26 protein-coding genes are annotated in these 24021 nt (G+C 66.5%); 14 read left to right on the top strand and 12 right to left on the bottom strand.

The window, feature by feature from the left end:
• Window positions 1-185: 185 nt before the first annotated feature.
• The 3 genes from ald to E3T46_RS13740 all read left to right on the top strand — a co-directional run bounded on the left by ald (window position 186) and on the right by E3T46_RS13740 (window position 3491).
• Window positions 186-1322 (top strand): alanine dehydrogenase, encoded by a 1137-nt coding sequence (ald, locus tag E3T46_RS13750; RefSeq protein ID WP_134443555.1) that lies wholly within the window; start codon window positions 186-188, stop codon window positions 1320-1322.
• Window positions 1323-1433: 111 nt separating this feature from the next.
• Window positions 1434-2900: a D-serine/D-alanine/glycine transporter gene (cycA, locus tag E3T46_RS13745; RefSeq protein ID WP_134443554.1), complete on the top strand. Its 1467-nt coding sequence runs from the start codon at window positions 1434-1436 to the stop codon at window positions 2898-2900.
• Between the two features lie 78 nt (window positions 2901-2978).
• A complete protein-coding gene (locus E3T46_RS13740; protein ID WP_134578970.1) occupies window positions 2979-3491 on the top strand; it encodes a hypothetical protein in 513 nt (170 codons plus the stop codon).
• Between the two features lie 12 nt (window positions 3492-3503).
• On the opposite strand, the gene E3T46_RS13735 is transcribed toward E3T46_RS13740, so the two are convergent.
• Complete coding sequence (locus E3T46_RS13735; protein WP_134578969.1) at window positions 3504-3803, bottom strand: hypothetical protein; 300 nt, start codon at window positions 3801-3803, stop codon at window positions 3504-3506.
• A 71-nt stretch (window positions 3804-3874) separates the two neighbouring features.
• Here E3T46_RS13735 and E3T46_RS13730 point away from each other — a divergent pair, with 71 nt between their 5' ends.
• Complete coding sequence (locus E3T46_RS13730) at window positions 3875-4852, top strand: NAD(P)H-quinone oxidoreductase (RefSeq protein ID WP_134578968.1); 978 nt, start codon at window positions 3875-3877, stop codon at window positions 4850-4852.
• Window positions 4853-5030: 178 nt separating this feature from the next.
• Window positions 5031-5684 carry a hypothetical protein gene (locus E3T46_RS13725; RefSeq protein WP_134578967.1) on the top strand — a complete coding sequence of 218 codons (654 nt, stop codon included), beginning with the start codon at window positions 5031-5033 and terminating at the stop codon, window positions 5682-5684.
• A gap of 13 nt (window positions 5685-5697) precedes the next feature.
• On the opposite strand, the gene E3T46_RS13720 is transcribed toward E3T46_RS13725, so the two are convergent.
• Complete coding sequence (locus E3T46_RS13720; protein ID WP_134578966.1) at window positions 5698-7362, bottom strand: alkaline phosphatase D family protein; 1665 nt, start codon at window positions 7360-7362, stop codon at window positions 5698-5700.
• 249 nt (window positions 7363-7611) lie between these two features.
• Here E3T46_RS13720 and E3T46_RS13715 point away from each other — a divergent pair, with 249 nt between their 5' ends.
• Together E3T46_RS13715 and E3T46_RS13710 are read left to right on the top strand one after the other, a co-directional pair.
• Entirely contained in the window at window positions 7612-8091 is a 480-nt protein-coding gene (locus E3T46_RS13715; RefSeq protein ID WP_134578965.1) for a 2'-5' RNA ligase family protein, read from the top strand.
• 48 nt (window positions 8092-8139) lie between these two features.
• Window positions 8140-8802, top strand: a complete 663-nt coding sequence (locus tag E3T46_RS13710; RefSeq protein WP_134578964.1) for a hypothetical protein — start codon at window positions 8140-8142, stop codon at window positions 8800-8802.
• A 273-nt stretch (window positions 8803-9075) separates the two neighbouring features.
• On the opposite strand, the gene E3T46_RS13705 is transcribed toward E3T46_RS13710, so the two are convergent.
• A complete protein-coding gene (locus tag E3T46_RS13705) occupies window positions 9076-9981 on the bottom strand; it encodes a nuclease-related domain-containing protein (protein ID WP_134578963.1) in 906 nt (301 codons plus the stop codon).
• 257 nt (window positions 9982-10238) lie between these two features.
• Between E3T46_RS13705 and E3T46_RS13700 the strand changes: the two genes are divergently transcribed.
• Entirely contained in the window at window positions 10239-10448 is a 210-nt protein-coding gene (locus E3T46_RS13700; RefSeq protein ID WP_104133285.1) for a hypothetical protein, read from the top strand.
• Here E3T46_RS13700 and E3T46_RS13695 read toward each other — a convergent pair.
• Window positions 10445-11149: a hypothetical protein gene (locus tag E3T46_RS13695; RefSeq protein WP_134578962.1), complete on the bottom strand. Its 705-nt coding sequence runs from the start codon at window positions 11147-11149 to the stop codon at window positions 10445-10447. The two genes, E3T46_RS13700 and E3T46_RS13695, sit on opposite strands and share 4 nt — an antisense overlap.
• A 162-nt stretch (window positions 11150-11311) precedes the next feature.
• Between E3T46_RS13695 and E3T46_RS13690 the strand changes: the two genes are divergently transcribed.
• On the top strand, window positions 11312-12223 hold the full coding sequence (locus E3T46_RS13690; RefSeq protein WP_134473307.1) for a DUF1524 domain-containing protein: 912 nt from the start codon (window positions 11312-11314) through the stop codon (window positions 12221-12223).
• A 7-nt stretch (window positions 12224-12230) separates the two neighbouring features.
• Here E3T46_RS13690 and E3T46_RS13685 read toward each other — a convergent pair whose 3' ends face one another.
• Both E3T46_RS13685 and E3T46_RS13680 read right to left on the bottom strand, forming a co-directional pair.
• On the bottom strand, window positions 12231-13658 hold the full coding sequence (locus E3T46_RS13685; protein ID WP_134578961.1) for a HAMP domain-containing sensor histidine kinase: 1428 nt from the start codon (window positions 13656-13658) through the stop codon (window positions 12231-12233).
• 77 nt (window positions 13659-13735) lie between these two features.
• Window positions 13736-14410 carry a response regulator transcription factor gene (locus E3T46_RS13680; RefSeq protein ID WP_134443537.1) on the bottom strand — a complete coding sequence of 225 codons (675 nt, stop codon included), beginning with the start codon at window positions 14408-14410 and terminating at the stop codon, window positions 13736-13738.
• 144 nt (window positions 14411-14554) lie between these two features.
• Between E3T46_RS13680 and E3T46_RS13675 the strand changes: the two genes are divergently transcribed.
• Complete coding sequence (locus E3T46_RS13675) at window positions 14555-15502, top strand: hypothetical protein (protein WP_134578960.1); 948 nt, start codon at window positions 14555-14557, stop codon at window positions 15500-15502.
• 240 nt (window positions 15503-15742) lie between these two features.
• A complete protein-coding gene (locus tag E3T46_RS13670) occupies window positions 15743-16330 on the top strand; it encodes a PepSY domain-containing protein (RefSeq protein WP_166790285.1) in 588 nt (195 codons plus the stop codon).
• A 59-nt stretch (window positions 16331-16389) separates the two neighbouring features.
• On the opposite strand, the gene rraA is transcribed toward E3T46_RS13670, so the two are convergent.
• The 6 genes from rraA to E3T46_RS13640 all read right to left on the bottom strand — a co-directional run bounded on the left by rraA (window position 16390) and on the right by E3T46_RS13640 (window position 21662).
• Complete coding sequence (gene rraA, locus E3T46_RS13665; protein WP_092448877.1) at window positions 16390-16857, bottom strand: ribonuclease E activity regulator RraA; 468 nt, start codon at window positions 16855-16857, stop codon at window positions 16390-16392.
• A gap of 62 nt (window positions 16858-16919) precedes the next feature.
• Complete coding sequence (locus E3T46_RS13660; RefSeq protein ID WP_134578958.1) at window positions 16920-17726, bottom strand: amino acid ABC transporter ATP-binding protein; 807 nt, start codon at window positions 17724-17726, stop codon at window positions 16920-16922.
• Window positions 17723-18649 carry an amino acid ABC transporter permease gene (locus tag E3T46_RS13655; protein WP_241980751.1) on the bottom strand — a complete coding sequence of 309 codons (927 nt, stop codon included), beginning with the start codon at window positions 18647-18649 and terminating at the stop codon, window positions 17723-17725. Before E3T46_RS13655 ends, E3T46_RS13660 begins: the two co-directional genes overlap by 4 nt.
• A gap of 79 nt (window positions 18650-18728) precedes the next feature.
• A complete protein-coding gene (locus E3T46_RS13650) occupies window positions 18729-19664 on the bottom strand; it encodes an ABC transporter substrate-binding protein (protein ID WP_134578957.1) in 936 nt (311 codons plus the stop codon).
• Window positions 19665-19689: 25 nt separating this feature from the next.
• The gene (gene menC / locus E3T46_RS13645; RefSeq protein ID WP_134578956.1) at window positions 19690-20799 is read right to left on the bottom strand and encodes an o-succinylbenzoate synthase; all 1110 of its coding nucleotides are present in this window, start codon (window positions 20797-20799) and stop codon (window positions 19690-19692) included.
• Window positions 20796-21662 carry a chorismate synthase gene (locus E3T46_RS13640; RefSeq protein WP_134578955.1) on the bottom strand — a complete coding sequence of 289 codons (867 nt, stop codon included), beginning with the start codon at window positions 21660-21662 and terminating at the stop codon, window positions 20796-20798. Before E3T46_RS13640 ends, menC begins: the two co-directional genes overlap by 4 nt.
• A gap of 104 nt (window positions 21663-21766) precedes the next feature.
• On the opposite strand from E3T46_RS13640, the gene E3T46_RS13635 reads away from it, so the two are divergent.
• From E3T46_RS13635 to E3T46_RS13625, 3 genes are all read left to right on the top strand, one after another.
• Window positions 21767-22996 carry a helix-turn-helix domain-containing protein gene (locus E3T46_RS13635; protein ID WP_134578954.1) on the top strand — a complete coding sequence of 410 codons (1230 nt, stop codon included), beginning with the start codon at window positions 21767-21769 and terminating at the stop codon, window positions 22994-22996.
• Window positions 22997-23018: 22 nt separating this feature from the next.
• The gene (locus tag E3T46_RS13630; RefSeq protein WP_134578953.1) at window positions 23019-23288 is read left to right on the top strand and encodes an acylphosphatase; all 270 of its coding nucleotides are present in this window, start codon (window positions 23019-23021) and stop codon (window positions 23286-23288) included.
• 72 nt (window positions 23289-23360) lie between these two features.
• A complete protein-coding gene (locus E3T46_RS13625) occupies window positions 23361-24020 on the top strand; it encodes a Pr6Pr family membrane protein (RefSeq protein WP_134473318.1) in 660 nt (219 codons plus the stop codon).
• Window position 24021 lies beyond the last annotated feature (1 nt).

The following is a 24021-nucleotide window of genomic DNA, read 5'->3' as shown; positions in this document are numbered from 1 at the left end:
CCCCGGCGTCGACAGCGAAGAACCCCTGTAAAGGCGGCAAATTTGGAGTGGTGAGGTGTGCGAGGGCCAGCCCACGGCATCCGCTGCCCGGCCGCCCCGCCGGGAGAGCCGCGAAAACCCGGGCTTATCGTTCTTACGCCGACCAAAGTCGATCGGCCTGCGTCTACCAGGAACAGGAGTTCCCCATGATCATTGGTGTTCCCACCGAAGTTAAGAACAACGAATTCCGTGTGGCCATCACCGCCGCCGGAGTGCACGAAGCCAAGCTGCACGGCCACACCGTGCTGGTGCAGGCTGGCGCCGGTATCGCCTCCGGCTTCGCCGACGCCGACTACATGGCTGCCGGTGCCGTGATCGCCCCGAGCGCCTTCGAGGTGTGGGCAAGCGCCGACATGATCCTCAAGGTGAAAGAGCCGGTCACCGCCGAGTACGCGTATTTTCGTGAGGGCCTGATCCTCTTCACTTACCTGCACCTCGCCGCCGAGCCTGCCCTCGCCGCTGCCCTGCTCGAGGCGGGCGTCACAGCCATCGCCTACGAGACCGTGCAGAAGGCCGACCGCACGCTGCCCCTGCTCGCCCCGATGAGCGAGGTCGCCGGACGCCTGGCCGTTCAGGTCGGCGCCGCATCGATGACCCGCCCCGGCGGCGGCCCCGGCATGCTGATGGGCGGCGTACCCGGAGTGCGCTCCGCCAAGGTAACCGTCATCGGCGCCGGAGTCGCAGGCTCCAACGCCGCTGCCATGGCCCTCGGCATGGGCGCGGACGTCACCATCCTCGACATCAACATCGACCGCCTGCGCGAACTCGACGCCCTGTACGCCGGACGTCTCAAGACCATCGCCTCCAACGCCTACGAGATCGACCGCTCGCTGACCGAGGCCGACCTCGTAATCGGCTCCGTGCTGATCCCGGGCGCCAAGGCCCCAAAGCTCGTCACCAACGAGCTCGTGTCGCGCATGAAGCGGGGCTCGGTGCTCGTCGACATTGCGGTGGACCAGGGCGGCTGCTTCGAAGGCACCCACGCCACCACCCACGAGGACCCCACTTTCCCCGTGCACGGCTCGATCTTCTATTGCGTCGCCAACATGCCCGGCGCCGTTCCGCAGACCTCGACCCTTGCACTCACGAACGTCACCCTGCCCTACGCTCTGTCAATCGCCGACCGGGGCGTGCGCGCCGCGTTCGAGCGGGACGCCGCCCTCGCCGGCGGTCTGAACATCGCCGCCGGAAAGATCACGAACCGCTCGGTGAGCGTCGCCCTCGACCTGCCGCTCGCGGACTGGACCGACCTCATCGTCGAGACCGACCTCGCCCTCGTCTAGTAACGCCGGGTAACGGATGCCGAGGGCCAGCTGACTACGCCAGCTCCCGGCATCAGTTTCCCGCGTTCTACTACGTCGCCAATCGCTCTGGACTACAAGGAAGTAACTCCGATGTCGCAATTGAAAACCAGCACCCGCCCAGCGCCGAACGCGCAGCCACACCTGGCCCGATCGCTCTCGAACCGTCATATCCAGCTGATCGCCATCGGCGGTGCAATTGGAACGGGCCTGTTCATGGGCTCCGGCAAGACCATCTCCCTCGCGGGGCCGTCCGTGATCTTCGTCTATATGATCATCGGCTTCATGCTGTTCTTCGTCATGCGGGCCATGGGCGAGTTGTTGCTCTCCAACCTCGATTACAAGTCATTCAGCGACTTCGCTGGTGACCTGCTCGGGCCGTGGGCCGGCTTCTTCACGAGCTGGACGTACTGGCTTTGCTGGATCGTGACCGCCATCGCCGAGCTGATCGCGATCGCGTTGTATACGAGCTTCTGGTGGCCCGATCTGCCGCTGTGGATTCCGGCGCTCGCAGCGGTTTTGGTCTTGCTGGGCTTCAACCTCACGAGTGTCAAGGCGTTCGGCGAGACCGAGTTCTGGTTCGCGCTGATCAAGATCGTCGCGATCGTCACGCTCATCATCGTGGGGCTCGTGATGGTGTTCACGAAGTTCCAGTCCCCCGGCGGCTCCCCGGCAAGCCTCACGAATCTGTGGAACGACGGCGGGATGTTTCCGACCGGCCCGATGGGGTTCATCGCCGGCTTCCAGCTCTCCGTGTTTGCGTTCCTTGGGGTCGAGCTCGTGGGCACGACGGCCGCCGAAGCGCAGCACCCGGAGAAGAACCTTCCCAAGGCCATCAACTCGATCCCCATTCGCATCATGCTGTTCTACGTGCTGGCCCTGATCGTAATCATGGCGGTCACTCCGTGGCGTGAGGTCACCGCCGATGTGAGCCCGTTCGTGGCGATGTTCGCCCTCGCGGGGCTCGGCGCGGCCGCAGCCGTGATCAATTTCGTCGTGCTCACGAGCGCGACATCCTCCGCGAATTCCGGGCTGTATTCCACATCGAGAATGCTCTTCGGGCTGTCGGTCGAGGGTACGGCACCGGGGCGTTTTCAACGCCTGAGCCGCCACCGGGTGCCGGCCAACGCGCTGTTGTTCTCCTGCATGTTTTTGCTCGTATCCGCTGTTCTGCTGTATGCGAGCTCGTCGATCATCGCCGTGTTCACCGTGGTGACGACCATGGCATCGGTACTGTTCATCTTCGTGTGGTCCATCATCGTGGTGAGCTACATCGTGTTCCGCAAGCGTCGCCCGGCACTGCACGCGGCCTCCAAGTTCAAAATGCCCGGCGGCGTCTACATGTGTTATGTCCTGCTCGCGTTCTTCGTCTTCCTGATCTGGGCGCTCACCCAGAAGGCCGACACCCTGCAGGCGCTGCTCGTGACGCCGGTGTGGTTCATCGGGCTCGGCGTCGTCTGGCTGATTATTCGCCGTCGCCCTGAACTGGCCGGCCATCAGGAACTTCACCGGGCAAATGTGCAGGCCGATCGGGCCGCGGCACTCGCCTTCCGGCGCTGATCCGGCCAAAGCAGGGTCACCGTTCGTCACCGACTTCGGAGGGTCGGGCCGCGCCCGAATGATCGGTACGCTGGCGGCATGGAGAACACCGAGAAACCGCGACCGCGCCGCGCCGTCGTGGCGGCCGCCGCGGGCTTCGCGGCCCTGGCCGCCTACGCGATTGTGGGCGCCCTGCAGATTCTGGTGTGGAATCCGTTAGCGGCAGTTCCGGGCGCCACGCTCGGGCAGATCCGCGCTGCGATGGCGCGCGCGGATGAGTCGCTCACCGCGAACTGGGTTCTCGCCTGGGGCGCGAGCGGAATCGTGCTCGCCACCGTCGTTCTGCTGGTGACGATCGTACGGATGAACAGCCGGGTCGAGCCGGTGGTCGCGGCCTACCTCGTGCTGCTGATCTTCGCGGCTCCCGGACACTTTTTCGCGGGCTTCGGGCCTGGCATGTCGCTCGCTGACACCTTTTTAGTCTCGGGCGCGGACCACGCGCCCTGGGGCATGCTCCTCTACGTCGTCAGCGCCGCCAGCCTGCTCGCTTTGATCGTGCTGATCATTCGGGCCGGGCGCGCCGCCACCGCTCACGCAGTGAGGCACGGGTAGTTCGAGTCTTCGTCAGTCGACGACTTCGATCTGGGTGCGAATGTATTCCTTCTCACTATCGGAGAGGGCGGCCGGGCCTGGCTCGATAGTCGCGTCACACAAGCGGGCCACTTCGGCCAACGCCTCCGTGCTCAAGGGGGCATCCAGGTTCGCCAGGATCTCGTGCTTGAAGTCGATGTCAAGGTGCGGCCACCAGCGGTCAATGGGGGGCAGAACGGTCGCACGCATGAGAATCTCCTGTTCAGCGGTCAGAGTCGTGAGCCGCAATTCCATGATGCGCCGAGTTCTGCCGTCCCGATAGGGGCGAAGCATCGGTGAAGCGGATGCCCGCCCGACACCTCTGCGCCGTTGGTCGTGTCGTACCCCACGCGTAGGCTGCGAGCATGCGCGCAATTATCGTGAACTCTCCCGGTGGTCCTGAAGCTCTCACCCTGACGACGGCGCCCGATCTCGTTGTCGGGGCCCACGACATCCGTTTGGCGGTGGCTGCGGCAGGTGTGAACCGTGCGGATATCATGCAACGGCAGGGGCACTACCCCTCGCCGGCCGACGCGCCGCAGTGGCCGGGGCTGGAGGTGTCTGGTCTGGTCATCGAGGTGGGCGAGGACGTGACTCGGTTCGGTGTCGGCGACCGGGTGTGTGCGCTGCTCGCCGGCGGCGGCTATGCCACCGAAGCCGTGGTGCACGAAGATCTGGCACTGCTGGTTCCACTGTCGATGGACCTCATCGACGCCGCGGCCCTGCCTGAAGCCCTCGCCACGGTCTGGTCGAACGTGTTCATGAGCGCTGAACTCGCGCCCGGCGAGACGCTGCTCGTGCACGGCGGCGGGAGCGGAATCGGCACGACCGCCATCCAGCTCGCCCGACTCATGGACGCCCGTGTGGCCGTGACGGCCGGATCCGCCGAGAAACTCGCCGCGTGCGCGAGCCTCGGAGCACAGATTCTGATCAACTACCACGAGCAGGATTTCGTCGCCGAGATCAACACCGCCACCGACGGGCACGGCGCCGACGTGATCCTCGACATCATGGGCGGTGACTATGCGGCGCGCAATATCGAGGCGGTCGCGGTGAACGGGCGCATCATGGTGCTCGCCAACCAGGGCGGCCAACCGGCCACGTTCGACCCGTTTCGCCTCATGCAGAAGCGCGCCCGCTATTGGGGCACCACCCTGCGGTCGCGGCCCTTGGCCGAAAAGGTCGCCATTCTGCGTTCCCTGGAGTCGGCGGTCTGGCCGTGGATCGCATCGGGCGAGTTCCGACCGGTGATCGACGGCCGGTTTTCGTTTGCGAGTGCAGCGGATGCGCACCGGCGGCTGGAAGCATCCACTCACGTCGGCAAGATCGTGCTGGTGCCCTGATCCGCATTTGAAGTCGGCGCGAGCATCTGTTCTGGAGGCATTGTGCGGCCGAAAGCTGCTGGCGCACGCGGCTGGCCTGCCGTGCGCTCGAGCAGCTTTCGAGCGCACGCGCTCTCCGAGGCCACCCGAAAAGGGCTTAGCTGGTGCGGGTTACGCCACGACCCCTACGATCGAAGCTATGGCACTTCTCTACGACGCCGTCCTGCGGCCCTCCAAGTCTGAGCTCATCGCCGCGTGGGCTCCGACGCAAACGTGGTTTGTGGGCGACGTTGGGGCCGAGGTGGAGCGCGTCGCATCCTTCCGCTTCGACGATCCTGATGGAGGTGTCGGCATCGAAACCATCCTGGTCCGCTTTGGTACCGGGCCGCTGCTGCAGATTCCGCTGACCTATCGCGGCGCGCCACTCGAGGGCGGCAAGAATGAGCTCGTCGGCACCATGTCCCACTCCGTGCTCGGTGACCGCTGGGTCTACGACGCCACCGGCGACCCGGTCTATCTGGCGGTGGTCGCTGCCGCAGCCCTGACCGGCGGGCAGCAGGCCGACCAATTCACGCAAGGGAACGGTGAACTCATTCCGGTCGCACCGACCGCTACCGTGCGCGGCAGCGGCACCCCCGGAACCCCCGTTCCGGAGCGTGCTGCGACCATCGACACCGTCTCTACGGCGGGCACCACGATCGCAACGGCGGGCGCCCTGCGCGTGACCGTCGTGCGGGTACTCGACGGCACATCTTCGGGGGCCCTCGCAACGGATGCCGCCACGGTATTGGGTACTTGGGTCGAGCAGTCCCAGCCCCAGTTGCTCCTGACAGTCGGGGTATCGCCGGACTAAGACGCGGGCCGTCTCACTGCGTCCGGGGTTCCAGGACGACTGTTGCCACATTCTCCACCAGCGGATGCCGATGGTCACCGGCCCGGACGACTCCCTTCTCCCACCGAATGGTGAGGCCGGCGGAGGTGTCGTCGAGGCTCGCCAGACAGTTGTCGAACCAGGGCCCCTTGATGCCCGCCCAGCCGAACGGCGGCGACGCGACTCCAGCGGAACGAGCCAGCCGGGCACTCAGTCGCGTGGCGATGCCATAGGTGAGTACGGCGGAGAACGATCGCATGAATATGGGGAGCGGATTACGAATCGGTGAGCAGACGGCCTGCACGATGCGGCTCCCCGAGGTTCGCCCGACCTCGGAGACGGTGGAGTAGTGCACGTCGCCCGACAGGAACGTCACCGTATCGGGCGCCATCCCGCGTTGGCCGTCGGCCACCTCGGTAGCCATCCGTGCCACCTCGCGGAAGCTGCGCTGGAAGGCGCCCCAATGCTCCAGGTCGACCAGCTGACGCAGCCGTTCGCCGACCCGCGCGGCCGGCTTGCCCCAGGCTCCTTCGGAAATGGCTTCGTCCCAGGATTCCAGGTGGTGGAGGCCGGGCGGAAGCAGAAACGGCAGCGAGGTGCCGATCAAAAGGTGGCGGAAGCCGCCTCGCATCCGCTCATCGAGCCAGGCGATCTCGTCTTCGTCCAGAAGTGCCCGCCGGGCCGGGTCGAGTTCGCGGGCTGCGCGGGAGTCCACCACGATCAGCCGAACATCGCTGATGTCTCGGCAATAACTCCATCGGTAGCTGGTGGGCTGCTGGTCACACCGTTCGGCAAATGCGTCGAGTGCGACGCTCAGGTCGAGTTCATCCGGGCCATCGTGGGCAGCGATCAGGCGCCAGATGTCATCGTCGGCTCGTTCGGCGGGTGACATATTGCCGAGATGCTGATACACCCAGTAGGAGGCCAGCCCCGCGATGATCCTGCCCCGCCACCACGACGTCGCCTCCATCTGGCGCTTCCAGCTCTGCGAGGTATTCCAGTCGTCGCGAATGTCGTGGTCGTCGAAAATCATCGCGGTCGGCACTGTGGAGAGCAGCCAGCGGTTAGCTTCGTCCGACCAGGCCAGGCGATAGAGGTGCGCGTATTCCTCATAATCGGCGAGCTCTTTGCCGGGAGGCTTCGTGATATCACGCCGCGCCCTGATGAACTTTTGCATCTCCTCGGTTGTCAGGTCGGCATAAACCTGATCGCCCAGAAAGAGGATCAGATCTGGGCGCGGCACGTCGTTGTCGGGCGAGGCCAGGCGCAGAGCGCAGGCCCGCAGAGCGTCAACGCCGTGCGTTCGGTTGCCGTCCTCGTCATGGGGAACACTGGTGCGGCAGGATCCAAACGACATCCGAAGCGGATGCCCGCCGCCGAGCGTCGCGATGACCGCCGCCGGATACGAGGACTTCGAATCGGGCCAGACCGGACGTCCTTCGAACTCCACCGTGTACGGCAGGGTCGTGTTGGGGTGCAGGCCGTCGACGTGCACGAGGGCGTAGTGGTGTGCATGCACGGCGAAGGTACGCGCCGCCCAGGAACGACCAGCCGCGGTGACCACGATCCGACCGGCATCCCGAGTCTCGAACCAGATGCTCGCCGAGACATTATCGACGTAGCGCATCATCGGGCCCAGAATCAGAGGTGAACTCGTCATGATTCAGTTGTACCGCTCCAGGAGCGGGTCGGCTACGCCCTGCGGCGGGTCGCGCGATATTGCCGACTCGTCGGGGCCGGTGATGCGCGGATTCGTGGGGCGTCGCGGCCGTTCTGCATGGGGCGCGTGCACGGCTGCGGAGAATATTGGCCTCAGTGCCGACAGCTGGCGTGTTAAGTCGATTCTGACGAAAATCTCCGCTGTTCTGCGCGGCAGGTCGGGCAGTCCGGCGCCGTCTAGACTCGGCGCATGCCCCGCCTCGTTGTCGTTCTGCCGCTGACGCCGCTGCAGACCGGCGAGAGCTTCACCGTCGGGAGTTGGCCGCTGCACATTACCGTGCTCGCTCCCTTCAAAACGGATGCTGCGCCCAGCGAGATTGCGCAGGTCATTGCCGCGACGATGGCCGGGTTCCCGGCACTCACGGTGGCAGTCGGGCCGGACGCCCTGTTTGGCCGCCGACACGATATTCCGGTGACACTCATTGACGACAACGCTTCGCTGACGAGACTGCACGACCGGCTGGTCGAAGCGCTGCTCCCGTTGGCCACAGCCCCGAACGAGCCGGCCTTCTCGGGACCGGAGTTTCGGGCACACGTCACGGTCAAGCAGCATCGGCGCGTGCACGCGGGCGATGAGCTCGTACTGGCCCAGATCGCGCTCGTGGACATGGCGCCGCGCGCGGCAGCGAGCGGACGCACGGTGCTCGCGACATTGGACCTGGCTGGCTGAACTAGTCGGACGACCCGAGGCGGCACGGGCGGCGAGTACTCTCGAACTGTGCTGTCCCGCGATCTGATCCGTCTGTACCCCGAGCTCTACCACGTGGCCGCCGATGGCAGTTGGCCAGCCATCGAGCGCCACGGGCTGCTCAGTCCATCCGCGCTCGTGACCCGCTGGGGAGTCAAACAGGGCGCGCCGCAGGTGGCAATTCTGGGCAAGCGGCGCGGTGAGTCACGCGTGCTCGAGCATGCGGAATTCGGGACCGCGGTCATCCGTCATCAAAAGGCGATTCACGAGCCGTCACTGGAGGATGCCCTCGACGATATGACGCTCGCCGAGTGGTACGCCGCGCTGAACGACCGGGTGTTCTTTCACCTGCAGCCACGCTTTCTGCAGGAACTTCTGCAGGCCCGGTCGTATCGGGATGATGCCCACACCGTGATCACCCTGAGCACCAAGAGCCTGGTCGCGGCGCACGAAGACGAGATGGAGCTGAGCGCGATCAACTCCGGCTTCGCTCAGCGGCACAGCAAAGAGCCGCGCGGGCGCGACACCTTTCGGTCGATCGCGGACTATCAGCATCCGACCCGGTCGCACGCCGCGACCAAGGGGCAGGATGTCGCCGAACTCGCGATCCCGCGCGGCGTGCGCGACCTGCGTGACCACGTCGTGCGCGTCGAACGGATGCGCGAGGGCACCGTTCTCGAGCGCCTCGCCTAAATCTTGCGCCGTCATGGTGGCTAAATCAGGATCTCTGGGTCGATCGAGCAGGCGGTGGCCCGAAAACACCGGACACCAGGCTGCCGGTGGTCCCGATTTGCTGATCTAGCCACCAGCGCACCCTGCTTCAGGTCACAACTTCTGCAATTTGGAGGAGCGGCAGAAAAGTTGGGTGGAATTCGGCGCATCCGCTTGCGGCCGACCACAATTTGCAGGAGTTATGCCGTCCGCGGCGCCAGCAGGGCCAGCCGCGGACGGCGCGCGGCATTCGGGTTAGGGGGCGGCGAGGTACTCGACGACGGAGACGATGACGGGCAGCGTCACGATCGCCAGCAGGCTGGCGCCCAAGGCGGCGGCGAGAACCGTGAACGTAGTGCGCCGGACGCCGGCCGCCGAAACCTCCTGTTCGAGCGCGGTGAAGCGTGCGTGCAGGTGGTCCGGCGCGCTCGTTCGCACCGGCGTGTGCCACGTGGTCGGGTCGTCAATGACCGCGGTCAGGGTAGCCTGCTGCTCCGCACTAAATTGCCGCGGGCGCCCCACCAACCACCGGCGCAGCCTGGGCGAATCGATGACGGTCACGACGTCGGGCTTGCGATTGAGCCGAATTTTGTGCGGGTTGACCAGCACGATCATCGGCTGAACCACGGCCGTTGCCGGCATTGCCCCGGCCAGCAGTGCCGTGATCTGAGTCGACTCGAACCGCGCATCGCGCAGGTAGGGCATGGTGTGATCGCCGACCGGAATCGTGCGTACCGACCCGGTCAGGTCGTGATCCCAGCGTGTTTTGGAACTCAGCGCGAAAATTCCGCCGGGCCCGACCACGAGGTGATCCACCCAGAACGCCGTATTGCGAATGGGCAGGGAGTGGAAGACGCTGTAGCCCTCTGGAAGCCGGGCGAGAATGTCGCCCACCACCATCTCGGCCTGCGCCGCGCGCAACCAGGCCAGGCCATTGGCATCGAGCGGGGAGCGACCGAGGGTGCGGGCTAGCCGGGAGCGCGGAGCCCGATCCTCCTGTTGCCGCAACAATTCTTCCACGAGGGATTGCCCGGCGAACCGCCCGGTGGCCGGTGACGGGTCAGAACCGGGCAGCATCGACACGGCTGGCGCCGCCAAAACCACTGGCGCCGGCTCGCTGTCGCCGGCGTGCACACCATTGCCCAGCGTTGCGTTGATCACGTTCTCGCCTCACCTCGGGCTTTCGCCCGATACCATTCAGTTGCCGAGGAGTCCCCGTTCAGGGGTAACAGTCGGCCGGCGCGCGACATTGGTTAGCAAATCGGAGTAATTCTCAGACCGGTTGAGGAAGTGGCGCGCGAGGCTGGCGCGGAGCATCCGCTTGTCAATATAGGGGTACGACCCCGACCGGCGCCTCCCCCACTAAATAGGCCAAGGTCGGCTAGCCTGACAGTCACCCCACCGATTGGATTTGCCCCGTGAAACACCTGACTTTCAACGTTTGCGCCATCGCGGGCCTCGGTTTCAGCGGGCTGGCCGTGCTGCTACTGGTGGGCAACCTGATCTCGGGCAATCAGTTCGTCGACTTCATTCTGCCGGCGGCCGTCGTTTCGCTCGTGATCGGCGGCGCGTTCTCGGTGCGGGCGCGCCTGCTCTCCGCGAAGGGGAACGGGCCCAAAAAGCGCTAATTCCGCACGGTACCGGGCCGCGGCAGGATAGACGGACGGATGCCCCAGGTCAGCGGGTTATCGATGGCGGCGGCCAGTTCCATGCGTTCGATCGGACGCAGCACCTGCGGCCGGGAAGCCAGCCAGTCGCCCAGAGCGCGCGCCCCGAGAACCGCCACCGGAGCAGGACGACCCGGCGCCGCCCAACTCTGCCCAGTTTGGCCCGGGGCCCAGAGCGCGCGGGCGCCGAGCACGACAACGACGGGCTGCACCGCTGTGCGCAGCGGTACCCGCCCGCGCAGCAGCGTGGTGAGTCGTTGCGCGCCAGCCTCGGCGGTGGCCAGGTCGGGGGCCCGACGCCCCGCGACGTGCACGGTCTGGCGATACACCCAGGCGATCCGCCCGTCGCAGAGCTGCGCGTGCAGCGCAAAAACGCCGCCGGGGCCGACGATGAGCCGCGCCGCGCTTGGGCCGTCGCCGGTCAAGGCAGGCGAGGTGAATGCCGCCCAATGTTCGGGCAGCGTCTCCAGAAAGCTGTCGACGGCCAGCTCGCTGCGGGCTCGTGCCAGCGCCAGGTCGGTGGGCGTGGGTTCGGGTCGGCGCGGGGCGCGATCGAGCAGCCAGGCCAGGCCGGGTGTTGATCGAAGCGCTCCGGTGCGATTCGATTCGGGCAATTCCGGGGGCGTCGCGAGACGCCGCCGCGTGGAGAGTATGTGAGTCATGAGTGCTCCTCGCCGGGTTCTATATCCTGCCAGTGCGGCCCCCGAAAGAAGACCCCCAGAATGGGTGCCTTTTTCATCAAACGGATGCCGCGGCCTGACCCGACGGCCGCGGCGCACGCCGTATATTCGAGGGGTCGTGCCTTTGCGGCCAGAAGGAGCACCATGGCCGTCCGTCGCCCGAAGAAGACTTTCGTGATCACGGCGGTGATCGTGGCCGCCCTCGCGGCGATTCTGGTGGGAACGTCGCTCGCGGGGACATCCGTTTCACCGGATCTGGCCGACACCGGAAGTTCCGCAAGTGCGACGCCATCAACGCATGCCACTGCCGAACCGGCCACCGCACAGCCAGCGCCCACGTCCGACTCCGCAGCCCTCTCCGTGCTCGCAACCCTGCCGGTAAAGGGTCGCGCGCCGAAAACCGGCTATGACCGCACGGAAAGCTTCGGATCAGCCTGGCAAGACGTCGACCAGAACGGATGCGACACCCGCAACGACGTCCTGGCCCGCGACCTGACCGTGCTCGTCATTGCGGGCGGCTGCGAGGTGCAGAGCGGAACCCTGGTCGGGCCGTTCACGGGCCTGACCATCGATTTTGTGCGGGGCCAGGCGACCTCCTCGCTCGTGCAGATCGACCACCTCGTTGCCCTGTCGAATGCCTGGCAGACCGGGGCTCAGCAACTGTCGCAGGAGCAGCGGGTGGCGTTGGCGAACGATCCGCTCAATCTGCTCGCCGTCGACGGCGTGACCAATTCGCGCAAGGGAGACGGCGACGCGGCCACCTGGCTGCCGCCGCTGAAAAGCTACCGGTGCACCTACGTGGCCCGGCAAATCTCGGTGAAGGCGACCTACGCGCTGTGGGTGACCGCGGCCGAGCGCGACGCGATGACGCGCATCCTCTCGGACTGCCCCGACGAGCTCGCGAGTACCGGTGAGCCTGCAGTCGTCACGCCGGACGAGGTTTATTTTCAGAACTGCACCGCAGCTCGGGAGGCCGGCGCGGCGCCGGTGCACTCCGGCGAACCCGGCTATGGCAGCCACCTCGACCGCGACGGTGACGGAACCGGCTGCGAATAGTCGCGGGCTAGGCGCGTGCCAGGGGTAGCGTCAGGGCGAAGCGCGCACCCGTCGCGACCGGTTCGAGGCACTCGAGCGTACCGCCGTGCGCGCGGGCGAGGGCCCGGGCGATCGACAGGCCGAGGCCGGAGCCGCCGCGATTGCTGGCCCGTGACGGGTCGAGGCGCACGAACCGTTCGAAGATGCGCTCGCGGTCTGGCGCGGGAACGCCGGCGCCGGAGTCGTTGACCTCCAGCCGGGCGGTGCCATCAACGATTGCCAGGCTGGTACGGATGCAGCCACCCGGCTCGGTCGCAGTGCGCGCGTTCCCGAGCAGGTTGGTCACGATCTGCGCCAGGCGCTGGGCGTCACCGCTCACCCAAACCTCGGCCGCGACCACGAGGTCGAATTCGCGGCTGGCCCCGAGCATCCGCTGCTCGGCAACGACGTCGCGGGTGAGCGCGGACAGGTCGACCGGTTCGAAGGCCGCGCCCTCATCGCCCTGGTCCAGCCGGGTCATCAGCAGCAGGTCATCGACCAGTCGGGCAGCCCGCTGGGTCTGCTGAATCATGCCGACCGTGAGGCTCTCGCGCTCAGCGCGGGCCGGATTGTCGCGCAGCAGCGTTTCAGCGCTGGCCTGCAGGCCGGCCACCGGGGTGCGCAGTTCGTGCGAGACATCGGCGAGAAGCCGGCGCATCCGTTCCTCGGCGGCAGCCGCGACCTGCGCGGCATCACGGGCCGTGATTTCTGCGGCCTGCGCATCGGCCGCGGCCTGGCGAGAGGTGTTTTCGGCGGTTTCGAGCGCCTGCAGCATGTCGTCGAAGGCGCCGGCGGTGCGCCCGATCTCGGTGCGCGGATTACTCGGGCGCAGCCGGCCGCCGCGCCCGCCCTGGGTGATGGCGAGCGCGAGCTCGGTCATGCGGGTCAGTGGTCGCAGCGCCACCCCGACCACACCGGTCAGCAGCAGCCCGGTAACGACAATCGTGAGCGCACCGGCGACGACCTCGATCGTGCGCAGCTGGGCCAGGGCCGCGTCGATGCCGGCCTCACTCGAGCTGAGGGTGAGGGTTCCGCCGGCCACGGTCTGGGTGACCGAGAGGCGGTCACCACTCTGGGTGACGACGGCGCCGGGCACGGTCTCGGCGTGCGGCGGAGCGCCAGGGCCGCGGTCGCCGCGGGGAGTGGGATCGGTGCGGCCGTAGACGGTGTCGCCGCCGACCGAGTAGGTCACGGTGACGTCATCGCCGGTCAGCCGGTTGGCCAGGCTCTGCGCCGCCAGACCTTCCTCGGCCAGAATCTGCGCGTAACCGGCCCGGTCGATCAGGCGCTGCTGCAGGTCGGCCCGCAGCTGGCCGCCGAGCACGACGTTGATCAGAATACCGACCGTGACCAGCACAATCGTGAGCATCGCCAGAACAGCAGCGACGACTCGCAATCGTAGGGACGTGGTCCGCATGAGGGGTGCTTTCTAATGGGAGCGGGAGATAAACGGATGTCGCGAGCAAACGGCATCCGCTGGCCGAGACGAGCCGGTCAGCCCGTGAGGCGGTAGCCGATTCCGCGCACGGTGTGGATGAGGCGCGGACCGTTGGCGTCGAGTTTGCGGCGCAGGGTACTCACGTAGGCCTCGACCAGGTTGGGGTCGTAGTCGTCGTAGCCCCAGACCTGGGTGAGGATCTGGGTTTTGGAGAGGGTGCGGCCGCGGTTGTGCACGAGGTAGGTGAGCAGGCGTCGTTCGGTCGCGGTGAGGTCGATCAGCTGGCCGGCCCGGGTGGCTGTGGCGGCCTCCTCATCGACGACGAGGTCGGCGACCTGCATGGTCGGTGAGACCAGGCGGCCGGTGCGGCGGAGCACGGCGGTGACGCGGGCAACAAGCTCGGCCAGCACGAACGGTTTCATGATGTAGTCGTCGGCACCGGCCTCAAAGGCGGCGAGCCGGTCATCGACCGCGTCGCGGGCGGTCACGAACAACACCGGGGTGTTGCCGGCCGCCCGTAGCCGCTGGGCCAGGTGCAGGCCGTTTTCACCGGGCAGCATAATGTCGAGCACCGCGGCATCCGGTCGAAAACGGGCAATGCGTTCGGCGAAATTCGTGCCGTCCGGCGCGGTATCGACCACAAACCCGGCGTGAGTGAGGGCCTGGCCGATCGCGCTGCGCAGCACGTCTTCATCTTCGACGACGAGGACGCGGGCAGGTTCAGTGGGCACGGTCTAACAGTGAGGGGCCAAGCTGGGCGTTTGCTATGCGCCCGCTGACCGTTTGGCGGCGTCGGGCGGGATTCAGTTCGTCTTCAGATTCGCGCCAGAAGCTGAAAACAGATCCCCACTCACTTCAGTTCGTCAGGAGACAGCATGACCCGCACCAACGATTCCCAGCCCATCGATCCCGCCGACGGTGCCGACGACACCGTCGAGCCCCGCACCACGCCCGACGCCTTGGACACCAGCGCGGACACGACAGACACTAAGAAGACAGACACTGCCCAGTCCAGCACCGATACCGCCGCGACCGAGGCCTTCGACGCGCAGTCGGACCTGCCGTACGACGCGCAGCAGACCCTGCCCTTTGACTCCAACGCGACCGTTCCCCTAACGGGAACGCCGGTCGACGCGAACGCGACGGTTCCGTTCGCGGCAGCCTCAGCCGGTTACGCCACCCCGAGCGTGCCCTTCGATCCCGCCGCGCCGAAGCCCCGCGCCTGGTACCGCAAGCCGGTCGCTATCGGCGGAATCGCTGCCGCGGTCATCATCCTCGGTGGCGCCGGAATCGGCTTCGGCATTGCCGCGAATTCCGGTTCGAACGCCGAGCTTGCGTCGAACAATTCCAGCATTTCCGATGGCCCCGGCCACGGTGGCTCCGACTCTGAGGGCGGCCCGGGGTCGTCCACCGGAAGGGCCGCCCTCGGCGCTTCCGGTCCGAGCATCTCGGGCACCGTGCTGACCGTGTCGGGCGACACCATCACGATCACCGACAACGACGGGTTCGTGCGCACGATCAACGTTACCGACGACACCGAGTACGGCGACGGGCTTGCGGCCGACCTCGAAGATGGCACCGAAATTCGCGCCACCGGAACGGTCAATGACGATGACACGAGCCTCGATGCGACGTCGATCACCACGGCCTCGGCGGGCCATGGCATCGACGGCGGTATGGGTGATCCCGGCATCGGTGGTCCCGGCATGGGCGGCGGTCACGGCGGCCCCCGGGGAGCGGATGCCGGCACCAGCGTCACCCCGCCGACCGACGGCACCGCACCCGTCGCCCCGACCGACACCCCGAGCACGCCCGCCGCGTAACCGCTCACCGATTTGCGCCGCTCGGCGGCCCTTCACCGGGCCGCTGAGCGGTTTCTATTGCCGCCGGGCGGGCAGCTTCAGCCAGGGAATTGGGCCTCCTGACCGGCGGCCAGTGAATAGGCCATGGCTTGCCCCCGCACATTAGGGGGTGTACATTGTTTCGCTTATGCTGAACCCAGCAACTTGGGCACGGCCGTTCGGTCTCCGGCTTCTGGGGGCACCGAGGTAAGGCACTGCACCATGAACAAGAAGAATATTCTCATCGCCACCGCCGCTGGCGTGGTTCTGCTCCTCGGCGGCGCTGGCATTGCCCTCGCCGTGAGCGACAACGACAACGACGGCCCCCTCACCGGTGAGACCCTCGACCGCGCCAGCAACGCCGCCCTGGCCGAGGTCGGCCCCGGCACCGTGACGAACGCCGACCGCAACGACGACGGCGGAAGCGCCTACGACCTCGAGGTGCGTCTGGACGACGGCACGACCGTCGACGTTGAGCTCAACGACGCCTTCGACGTGGTTTGGGTCGGCGATTACGACACCGACGACAGCAACTCATCCCCGTCGAGCGCCGCCCCGAGCGCTTCCGCAATCACCACTCCGAGTGCCACGGCCGACACCAGCTCCGCCGACCAGGCCGCCAGCGACCGTGCCAGCGCGGAGGCCGCAGCCCTCGCCGCGATCGGCAGCGGTCGCGTCACCGACTTCGACCGCGATGACGACTGGGACCACCTCTACGAGGTTGAGGTCACCCTCGACAACGGCGATGACCGCGACGTCGACCTCGACGCTAACTTCATCGTCGTGAGCATCGACGACGTTCTGCAGTAATTCCCTTTTTTCCGTGAAGCGCTGAGCGAATTCGCTCAGCGCTTCACGCGTTTAAGGGGTCAGCGCTCGACCAGAATGCCGTCCTCGTCGCAGTACACCGTGCGCCCGGGGGTAAAGACGACGCCGGCGATCTCGACGACGGCATCCGCTACCCCCGAACCGGTCTTGGAACTCTTGCGGGGGTTGCTGCCGAGGGCCTTGACTCCGAGGTCGAGGGCTCCGATGGCGACCCGGTCGCGCACGGCGCCGTTAATGATCGCGCCAGACCAGCCGTTCGCCACGGCGAGGTCGGCGATCATGTCGCCCATGAGCGCTGAGCCCAGCGAACCACCCCCGTCGATGACGAGCACGGCGCCGTCTCCCGGCGTGGACAGGATCGACTTGAGCAGCGCATTGTCCTCGAAGCAGGTGACCGTGCGAATCGGGCCGCTGAACCGGGCCCGCCCGCCGATCGTCTGAAACTGCAGGGGCACGGATTGCAGCTCGTCGCCACGTTCGTCGTACAAATCGGCGGTCAACACGGTCATTGTTCCTCCAGGGTTTCGTTGCTTACAGAGTAGGCCCCGGTCAGGCGTGCGCGTCCGCCGAGCTACATGACGCTGTCGAGGAATGCCTTGGTGCGCGGATTCTGCGGATGGTCGAGCACGCTCGCTGGCGGCCCGCTCTCCACGACGACCCCGCCGTCCATGAACACGACCTCGTCGGCGGCACCGCGGGCGAAGCCGATCTCGTGGGTGACCACGACCATCGTCATGCCATCGGCGGCGAGCGCCCGCATCACATCGAGCACATCACCGACCAGCTCCGGGTCGAGCGCGCTCGTCGGCTCATCGAACAGCAACAGCTTCGGATCCATGGCCAGGGCGCGGGCGATCGCGACGCGCTGCTGCTGCCCGCCTGAGAGTTGCGCGGGGTACGACTGCGCCAGGTCGGCGAGTCCGACCCGGTCGAGCAGCTCCCGGCCGCGAGCCAGGGCGGCCGGTTTGGCCAGCCCGCGCACCCCGATCGGCGCCGCCGTGATGTTCTCGAGGGCGGTCATGTGCGGGAACAGGTTGAATCGTTGGAACACCATGCCGATGCCGCCGCGCTGCTTGGCGACCTCGCGCCGGTTCATCTCGAAGATGCGGCCGTGTCTGGCTGCATAGCCGATGAGTTCGCCGTCGACGGAGATGCGGCCGCCGTCGATGCGCTCGAGATGGTTGATGCAGCGCAGAAACGTGCTCTTGCCGGAGCCCGATGGCCCGAGCAGGCACATCACCTGCCCGGCCGCGACCTCGAGCGAGATGCCCTTGAGTACCTCGACACCACCGAAACTCTTGCGAACCTTGCGCGCGCTCAACAAGGGTGCAGAAACGGATGCCGTCGGTGCGGCTGTTGTGACGCGCGTATCGGTCATGGGGCATCCGCTCTCGGTGTGGTCGGGCGAGGCGTTGGGCGCAGGACCGCCCAGACCCGTCCGAGTGGGGTCGGCGGCAGCGTGCGCGCGTTGCCGCGGCCGTAATGACGTTCCAGGTAGTACTGCGGAATCGACAGCACCGAGGTGAGAAACAGATACCAGCAGCTGACGACGACGAGCAGTTCGACCTGGCGCAGGTTCTGCGAGGAGATCTGGGTGGCGACCGTGTACACCTCGAGTACCGCGATCACCGAGAGCAGCGAGGTGTTCTTGAGCATCGAGATGGTCTCGTTGCCCATCGGTGGAATAATCACCCGCATCGCCTGTGGCAGCACAACCTTGAACAGGGTGAAGGTGGGGCTCATACCGACCGAGTAGGCGGCCTCGTACTGGCCTTCGTCGACCGAGAGCATTCCGGCACGCACGATTTCGGCCGAGTACGCGGCCTGGTTAAGGGTGAGCGCGAGGAGCCCCGCGACAAAGGCCGGAATCAGCGTGTTCGTATCGACCGAGAACAGGCTGAAGTCGGTGAACGGAATTCCGAGCGTAATCTGCGCATAGAGCAGCCCGAGGTAGCCCCAGAATACGATCTGAATCAGCAGCGGCGTGCCGCGAAAAGCCCAGACGTACAGCCAGGACAGCGCGTTCATCACCGGGTTGTTGGAGAGCCGCATGACGGCCAGCAGCACGGCGAGCACCGTCGACACGACCATCGACACGACGGTGAGCACGAGCGTGAGTACGACGCCGTCGAGAATGCGCCGGTCGAAGATGAACTCGTTGATGGTCGGATGGTTCACATTGTCGTTCTGCCACAGCGACACGGCGATTCCGGCGAACGCGAGCAGGAGCAGCACCGCGATGACCCAACGCCACGGATGCCGCAGTGGCACCGCGTCGATGTCGTCAGGGTCGCGCGCCACTGGGGCTCGCGGGTTGCGCGGGTCCGGATCGCGAGAGTCTCTTTCGCGGGTGGCTACGGCGCGTGGGTTCGGCATCAGGTCACGACCCGAGGTTGAAGCCGGCCTCGTCGAGCCCGTAGTTGCTGAGGTCGTACTTGGCCAGAATCTCGGCGTAGGTGCCGTCGGCGATGGTCGCGACCAGGGCGAGACGGATGGCCTCGCTGAGTTCGCTGTTCTCCTTGAGAATGCCGATTCCGCTGTAGACAGGGCTGTACCCGTTCGGGTTGGCCTCGTCGGTGACGACCTCGAACATCTCACCGTCACCGGCGGTTTGCGCGGTGTAGGCGGCGACGGCGGAGTCGACGACCTCGGCAACGGCCCGGCCGGACCGCACTGCGGTTTGCACCTCAGTCTCGCCGGGCAATTCGGAGATGATCACCGGGCCGGGGCCGGCCGCGGTGCACTCGTCGTCGTAGCCGCGCAGAATATCCGCCTGCACGGTGGCCTTGGGAACGGCGACCTCCTTGCCGCACAGATCGAGCACCCCGGTGATGTTCTCGGGGTTGCCGGCGAGCACGAGAATCGAGAATCCGGCGTGGAAGTAGTCGACAAAGTCGAGGGTGCCCTGCCGTTCCTTGGTGTCGTTCATGCCCGACATGATCACGTCGTTCTTGCCGGCCTGCAGCGACGGAATCGCGGTCGCGAAGGCCTGCTTCTGCAGTTCGAACCGCACGCCGAGCTTCACTCCGAGGGCGGCCGCGAGGTCATGGTCGAAACCGGTGATGTTCTGCTCGGCGTCGTACATTTCCATCGGTGGGTAGGGAATGTCGGAGGCCGCCCTGATGATTCCGGCCGATTTGATCGATTCGGGCAGGGCGGCCGCGGCGGCCGGGTCGACGTCGCCGGTCACGGCGGCGGGTTCGGTATTGTCGACGGTGGCGGAGCATCCGCTGAGGGCGAGCGCAGCGACCAGGCCGAGCACCGGCCAGGCCAGTCGGCGCGAGATGCGGGTTTCGAGCTTCACGTGCAGGGTCATGACGGTCTCCTGTTGTTGGTTAAGGCTAGAAACGGATGCTGTCGGTGCTGGCGGTGACGCTGGCCAGCACGTCGGGCAATACCTCAACGCCGATGCCGGGCCCGGTGGGCACCCGCAGGTGCCCGTTCTCGAGCTCGAACGGCGCGGTGAGATCCTGCGCGAAGTACCGGTTCGAGGCCGAGGTATCCCCCGGCAGCACGAAGTTCGGCAGCGCGGCGAGGGCCACGTTCGCGGCCCGACCGACGCCGGTTTCGAGCATGCCGCCACACCAGACCGGCACGCCGTGTGCCGCTGCGACATCGTGAATGCGCCGAGCTTCAAGGTAGCCGCCGACTCGGGCGGGCTTGATGTTGATAATGCTGCAGGCACCGAGGGTGATCGCCGTTGCGGCGTCTCTGGCCGATTCGATCGACTCGTCGAGGCAGATCGGCGTGGAGATGAGCTTGGCCAGATTGGCGTGGCCGAGCATGTCGTCCTCCTTCATCGGCTGTTCCATCAGCAGCAGGTCGAAGGGGTCGAGCAGGGCGAGGTGGCGGGCATCGGCGAGGGTGTATGCGGTGTTGGCGTCGACCTGCAGCAGAATGTCTGGCCCGAAGCGTTCGCGCACCGCGCGCACCGGGGCGAGGTCCCAACCCGGTTCGATTTTGAGTTTGATGCGCAGGTAGCCTTCGGCGAGGTAGCCGGCGACCGCGTCAAGCAGCTCGGGGATTGAGTCCATGATGCCGACGGAGACGCCGGCCGGCACGGTGTCCCGCACGGCGCCGAGGTAGCCGCCGAAGGACACCCCGGTGGTCTTGAGCTGCGCGTCGAGAATGGCCGTTTCGAGGACGGCCTTGCTCATCATGTGGCCCTTGACCGGTTCGAGCGCCGGGGCAACCAATTCGGCTGTGAGCCGGTTGCCGAGCGCCTGCAGCCGGGGCACAAGGTGGTCGCGAATGACCAGGTCGCTCGCGTCCAGAAATTCGGAGCTGTAGAGGGGGTGGGCGTCGGCGGCGCACTCGGCCCAGCCCTCGGCATCCGCTGTGATGACACGTACCAGCGTCACTTCACGCTCGGTCGACGTGCCGAACGAGGTACGGAACGGCCGCACCAGCGGCAGGTGTACACGGCGTAGCTCGATGGTCTCGATTTTCATGCTGTTCCTCCTGGTGCGAGTCGGTACCAGCCGTCACGGCTGACCCCACGGGCTATATGCCCCGAAGCGAATACGTCGGTAAAAATAGAACGGATGCTGCGCCGCCACTCGGCCGCGAGCTGCGGGTTTTGCGCGCGCAGTGCCACAATGTCGGTCGGAACCCGGCACCACAGGGCGCCGGCCGCCATTACGAGCACGGGGTCGTCGTCGGGTCCTACTCTGAGCACATCGCTCGGGCTGTAGGAGGGGCCGTCGATCGGGGCCTGGCGGTTCTCGCTGCAGGCAGTCGATTGCGTGCTCGTGAGCGGCCAGACCGCGACCAGTCGGTCACTCTCGTCGTTCGCGTTCATCTCGCCCTGCATCGGGCCGTAAAAGTCGACGGCGTACTCGCTCGCCGAGGCGCCGAGTTTGGTGAGGTTGAAGCGCGCGTTGCGGCTGACCAGGGGGTCGAAGGTCCAGGTCATTTCGGTCAGGTCGCGCGCCAGGCCCCAGGCCCGCTGGTGCTGCTTCAGGGCGAAGCCGACGCCGCGGTCGCTGATTCCGGGCAGAACCCCGGCAATCAGGGAGTACATCGACGCGGACTTCGGACTAACGATGGCCGCAGCGGCGCCCACGAGGCGGCCGGTCTGGTCGCGGGCCGCCGTAACGTTGCAGCCGGCGTGGCTAATGCTGCGTAAGAGTTCGGAGGGGATGGCGCTCTCGCCGGGCGGCAGCAGCCAGACCGTATTGAACAGCTGCTCGACCTCGAGAAAGCCAGCCAGGCTGGCCTCGTCACTCACCCGCACCCCGGCCGATTCGGCGGCGACCCGGGCCGCCTGCTGGGCCTGGTCCGTGAGTGCGGCGAGGGGCCGGTGCGGGGACATCTGCCCAGTGTGGTCGGGTCGCAGCCTCCGATCTTTAGCGAGCAGCACCAAGAAAGAGCATAGTTATGGTCGTGCAGCACAAAGCGGATGGGTATGGTGAACGAATGACTACCCTGGGATTGCCGGTCGGTGACCTGTTCGCGCTGGCAAATGCGATCGCCGCGATGGTCGGCGGTGCGACCGCGATCGAAGACCTGCAGACTCGGGTCCTCGCGTATTCCACGCTGCCAGACCAGCCGATCGATGACACCAGGCGCGACGGTATTCTGGGCCGTCAGGTGCCCGACCTCCCCGATAACGCAGAGGCCTACGCCGCACTGTTTCGGGCGTCCGGCGCGGTTCGGCTACCCGGGGCGATGACACCGAGCCTGCCCGGCGAACCCGCCGTGCCGGTGGGGCTGGCCCGACTGGCCGTCGCCGTGCGGGCCGGCGCCGAGCCCCTTGGGTCGATCTGGGTCGTCGACGTCACCGGTTCGCTCGACGATGCTGCCGCCACCGAGCTTGAACGCGCCGCAGCCATCGCGGCGCTGCACATTCTGCGCGCCCGCAGCGCGGCCGACCTGGCTCGGGCGCAACGCGCTGTGCTCCTGCGCCGGCTGCTCGACGGCGATGCGGATGCCCGACTCGTCGCCGCTCAGCTCGGCCTCGACTTGGCCGGCCCGTTCGTGGCTCTGGCCTTTCAACCGCAGTTCGGCCCCGCGGGCGACGAGCTGCGCCTGAACCGGCTGGTTGATCTGGTGGCGATGGCCTGCGAAGCGCACCAGAGCGGCACGGAGTGTGTGGCCATCGGCACCACGGTCTATGCCCTTTTTTTCGGCGGTCAGCTCGACGACACGCAACTGATCGGCATCGAGGCGATGGCAGCACGGTTGGTGACCCGGGCTACGGGAGCGATGCGGATCGTGCTGCGGGCATCCGTTGGGTCGCGGGTGACCGGTGTCGACACGATCAGCCGGTCGCGGCGGGACGCGGATTTGGTCCTCCTGTTGACGGACCATTCAGCCGATACCGGCCAGGTCGTCAGCGCGCGGAACGTCGGCAGCCGATTGAGTCTGCTCGAACTCGGGCAGGTTCTTCGGGATACCCCGCGGCTCTTTTCGGCGCAGGCGCAGGCGGTGCTCAACCTCGATTCCCGCTCCGGCACCGAGTATGCCGCAACCCTGCGCAGCTACCTCGACTGCGGGCGAGACTCGGCCAGAACGGCCACCTTGCTGTCGGTGCACCAGAACACGCTGCGCTACCGACTGCGGCGGGTGCAGGAACTGTTCGGCATCGACCTCGACAACGCCGACGACACACTCATGCTGTGGCTGAGCCTGCGGGTGGGCGACTAGCTCGGCGGAGCAGAATAGTCCCGTGATACGTAAACGAGTGCTAGCCCACGGCGAAGTTCAGGGCGTCGGATTTCGGTACGACGCTACTGCCCAGGCCCGGCATCTGGGACTCGTCGGATATTGCCGCAACCGCCCGGACGGAACGGTGGAACTCGAGATCGAGGGTCGGGAGGCATCCGTTTCGCGCATGCTGCGCTGGCTCGAAACCGGCCCGCGATATGCCGTCGTCACGGCGCTCGACGTGAGCGACATCGCCGCGACCGGCGCAAGCGACTTTCAGATCACCGACTAGGGTCAAAACGCCCCCAACGCTGGCGTAGCGTTGCATTATGACCGCGCGCGAAAGCCCCGCCGGGGGACGCCAATGACGACGCGCACAGCGTTCGCTCTGGCGCGCCTCGGCCTGGCCGCAACCGGAATATTCGCTCTGAGCGGCTATTTCTACTACACACTCGGTGTCGCAACCTTTGCCATCGCGAATTTCTTCAGCTATTTCACCGTGCAAAGCGCCATCGCAGCGGTCGCCGTGATCGTCACGGCAGCCATCGTGGCCCTGCGGCGACCGACCGACCCGGCCTGGGTCGACATGCTGCGCGCCATGGTAACGACCTACATTCTGGTCTCCGGAGTGGTCTACGGAATCATCGTCTGGCAGTCTTCCAGCGCCAATTACTCAATCGAGGTGCCGTGGTCGAGCCAGCTGCTGCACTTCGTCATTCCGGCCTGCGCCCTGATCGACTGGATGGTCGACCCGTTCAAGGCTCGCCTGCCGTGGAAATATCTCGGCTGGGCCATCGTGTTTCCGGTGTTCTGGCTGGTGTTCACGCTCATTCGCGGGCCGATCGTCGGCTGGTATCCCTACTTCTTCCTCGACGCCCGGCAGGTCAGCGGCCCCGGTGAGACCGTGTTCTACTGTCTGATCATCGTGGCAATCATCACCGGAATCGCAGCGTTGCTCACCTGGATCACCCGATTGAAGCGGATGCCGCGGCACCTGCTGCCGCCGTGGGGTTCGTCCCTCTGAG

Source organism: Cryobacterium sp. Hh11, assembly GCF_004404045.1.
Taxonomy (GTDB): domain Bacteria; phylum Actinomycetota; class Actinomycetes; order Actinomycetales; family Microbacteriaceae; genus Cryobacterium; species Cryobacterium levicorallinum.
The sequence above is the reverse complement of the archived record's forward strand: the minus strand, read 5'-3'. Positions and strand labels throughout refer to the sequence as shown.

Bases quoted from the DNA above. Each gene is read 5' to 3' on its own strand.
- E3T46_RS13715 (WP_134578965.1), top strand. From the start codon at position 7,612: ATGCCCCGCCTCGTTGTCGTTCTGCCGCTGACGCCGCTGCAGACCGGC.
- E3T46_RS13635 (WP_134578954.1), top strand. From the start codon at position 21,767: ATGACTACCCTGGGATTGCCGGTCGGTGACCTGTTCGCGCTGGCAAAT.
- E3T46_RS13650 (WP_134578957.1), bottom strand. From the start codon at position 19,664: ATGACCCTGCACGTGAAGCTCGAAACCCGCATCTCGCGCCGACTGGCC.
- E3T46_RS13640 (WP_134578955.1), bottom strand. From the start codon at position 21,662: ATGTCCCCGCACCGGCCCCTCGCCGCACTCACGGACCAGGCCCAGCAG.
- E3T46_RS13740 (WP_134578970.1), top strand. From the start codon at position 2,979: ATGGAGAACACCGAGAAACCGCGACCGCGCCGCGCCGTCGTGGCGGCC.
- E3T46_RS13735 (WP_134578969.1), bottom strand. From the start codon at position 3,803: ATGCTTCGCCCCTATCGGGACGGCAGAACTCGGCGCATCATGGAATTG.
- E3T46_RS13675 (WP_134578960.1), top strand. From the start codon at position 14,555: ATGACCCGCACCAACGATTCCCAGCCCATCGATCCCGCCGACGGTGCC.
- ald (WP_134443555.1), top strand. From the start codon at position 186: ATGATCATTGGTGTTCCCACCGAAGTTAAGAACAACGAATTCCGTGTG.
- E3T46_RS13720 (WP_134578966.1), bottom strand. From the start codon at position 7,362: ATGACGAGTTCACCTCTGATTCTGGGCCCGATGATGCGCTACGTCGAT.
- E3T46_RS13695 (WP_134578962.1), bottom strand. From the start codon at position 11,149: ATGACTCACATACTCTCCACGCGGCGGCGTCTCGCGACGCCCCCGGAA.
- menC (WP_134578956.1), bottom strand. From the start codon at position 20,799: ATGAAAATCGAGACCATCGAGCTACGCCGTGTACACCTGCCGCTGGTG.
- rraA (WP_092448877.1), bottom strand. From the start codon at position 16,857: ATGACCGTGTTGACCGCCGATTTGTACGACGAACGTGGCGACGAGCTG.
- E3T46_RS13660 (WP_134578958.1), bottom strand. From the start codon at position 17,726: ATGACCGATACGCGCGTCACAACAGCCGCACCGACGGCATCCGTTTCT.
- E3T46_RS13685 (WP_134578961.1), bottom strand. From the start codon at position 13,658: ATGCGGACCACGTCCCTACGATTGCGAGTCGTCGCTGCTGTTCTGGCG.
- E3T46_RS13725 (WP_134578967.1), top strand. From the start codon at position 5,031: ATGGCACTTCTCTACGACGCCGTCCTGCGGCCCTCCAAGTCTGAGCTC.
- E3T46_RS13690 (WP_134473307.1), top strand. From the start codon at position 11,312: ATGGCCGTCCGTCGCCCGAAGAAGACTTTCGTGATCACGGCGGTGATC.
- E3T46_RS13730 (WP_134578968.1), top strand. From the start codon at position 3,875: ATGCGCGCAATTATCGTGAACTCTCCCGGTGGTCCTGAAGCTCTCACC.
- E3T46_RS13625 (WP_134473318.1), top strand. From the start codon at position 23,361: ATGACGACGCGCACAGCGTTCGCTCTGGCGCGCCTCGGCCTGGCCGCA.
- E3T46_RS13670 (WP_166790285.1), top strand. From the start codon at position 15,743: ATGAACAAGAAGAATATTCTCATCGCCACCGCCGCTGGCGTGGTTCTG.
- cycA (WP_134443554.1), top strand. From the start codon at position 1,434: ATGTCGCAATTGAAAACCAGCACCCGCCCAGCGCCGAACGCGCAGCCA.